Source organism: Rhizobium sp. SEMIA 4085 (assembly GCF_013004495.1).
Classification (GTDB): domain Bacteria; phylum Pseudomonadota; class Alphaproteobacteria; order Rhizobiales; family Rhizobiaceae; genus Rhizobium; species Rhizobium gallicum.
The window spans coordinates 1-1,530 of the sequence record NZ_JABEPH010000650.1 but is presented as its reverse complement, the minus strand read 5'-3'; the positions used below and the strand labels follow the sequence as shown (position 1 = coordinate 1,530).

Sequence of the window (1,530 nt, the reverse complement as noted above, 5' to 3'; positions counted from 1 at the left end):
TTGCAGGACATGGCAAATGAGAAAATCCTTGATCATGATTGGCCGACGAAGGACGGCGCAGATAAGCGTTAGAGCCGCTGTTTTTCCTGGGCAAAAAAATTCCGCGCGTGAGGGCCGCGCGGGTCCCCAGTGGGATCGGCATCTTCGCTTCGACCGCCCCCCCTGGTCCGTGTCACTGCAGCCGCGTCGACGGTGCGTCAGGCTCGTTGAAGAAACGCACGAGGGCCGAGACGATTATCTCTTGCTCCGTCGCACTAGGAACACGCCGGAAGGCGCGGACAAAGGCGATGACGGCACGCTCGCACGTGGCTGCGATCTCTTCACGGCTGAACGTCGTCATGCTGCCTTCCTTCCGCTTTCACGCGCTTTGTCGGCTTGCTCTTCTGCGACAACTGCCAGAATGCCGCGTTACTGCCGGGTGCGATGCCCTCCGGGGTATCCGCGAGCGCCGTCCACATTGCGCCAGCACTTGTCACCACCATGCCCTTCCGATACGGGAGAGCGCGTTGCCACGTTCCGGCATATTTGATGCCACCGCTTTCCAATGCCTCTATACGCGCCCGGAGGCTCAGGATCGTGGCGGTTAAGGCGTCGACCACATCGAACAGTTCGCCGGCCTTGACTGGTCTCTCAAGTGTCTGGCGACCAAACTTTCGCTCCATCTCTTCCTTGACAGTCATGCTGTGATCTCCAATCAAGCCCACGCGATGCCGGTCACCTGAGCGACAGCATTTTCACGCACCACCTGGGCGTCGAAATCGAGCAAGGCGCGGATCGCGACGCTGTTTGCTTGAAACATCGATACGAGGCCAGGTGCCGGCGTTCCGGTGGTAGCGTCCTGCACAAGTGCGCTGTCGAGCATTTCGATTGTGGCCTGATCCGATGCATCAACTTGGATAGTGCCGGTTTCACCAGCAATGCGGGTTGCGTCGATCAGCGCCATAGTACCGTCGATCATCTGATCGGATGGCATGGCTGGGATGCCAAGGATTTCGCCGCCCGTTGGCGTCAGGTTAGGGAATTGGAAGGCACCCGAGGCGTTGGTGATCGTCGCTCCGGCCCGCTGGACGTCTGGGGCCGTAACGAACATCAGGGACGATTCCGAGGTGGGCTGAACAGCATCGAGCAGCTGCTTGACGTCTGCGACCGCATCGGCGGCCGTCGGACCCACAGAGGGGAATGTCGGCGTGCCAGCGCCGATTGCCGTGCTCAGGAAGCGCAGATCGACAGCGGCAGCCAGAGCGCGGCGTAGAGCCAGCGTTAAGTTACGTTCGCTTTGTGTGCCGCGTAGCAGCTCTTCGGTGACGACGAGAAGTGCTGCGGCCTTCTGCGGCGTGAGGAGAAGCTGATCGAGCGTGGCGTTGGTTACAGGGATGGGCTTGCCTTCACCGACGGTCCAGCTTGTCGCGTCGGTTGCCACGAGCGAAATCCGCGACCTGAAGGGAACCCGAACCATGCTGTCGAGTAGCCGGAGGAAGACTGAACTGTTCCGCATCGTCTGGAGGAAGGCGCCGACGATCACATTCATGT

General features: G+C 60.5%; 3 protein-coding genes. All 3 read right to left on the bottom strand.

What is annotated here, in order from left to right; translation table 11 throughout:
• Nucleotides 1-172: 172 nt before the first annotated feature.
• Nucleotides 173-340: a hypothetical protein gene (locus C9413_RS32050; RefSeq protein WP_170251548.1), complete on the bottom strand. Its 168-nt coding sequence runs from the start codon at nucleotides 338-340 to the stop codon at nucleotides 173-175.
• Nucleotides 321-680 carry a hypothetical protein gene (locus C9413_RS32045; protein ID WP_052451519.1) on the bottom strand — a complete coding sequence of 120 codons (360 nt, stop codon included), beginning with the start codon at nucleotides 678-680 and terminating at the stop codon, nucleotides 321-323. The genes C9413_RS32050 and C9413_RS32045 overlap by 20 nt, the downstream gene beginning before the upstream one ends.
• Nucleotides 681-694: 14 nt before the next feature.
• Nucleotides 695-1,530: phage major capsid protein (locus C9413_RS32040; RefSeq protein ID WP_170251546.1), on the bottom strand; the 836-nt coding region annotated here is incomplete at its 5' end.

Excerpts from the sequence above, each read along its gene's own strand:
- C9413_RS32050 (WP_170251548.1), bottom strand. The coding sequence starts at position 340 with ATGACGACGTTCAGCCGTGAAGAGATCGCAGCCACGTGCGAGCGTGCC.
- C9413_RS32045 (WP_052451519.1), bottom strand. The coding sequence starts at position 680 with ATGACTGTCAAGGAAGAGATGGAGCGAAAGTTTGGTCGCCAGACACTT.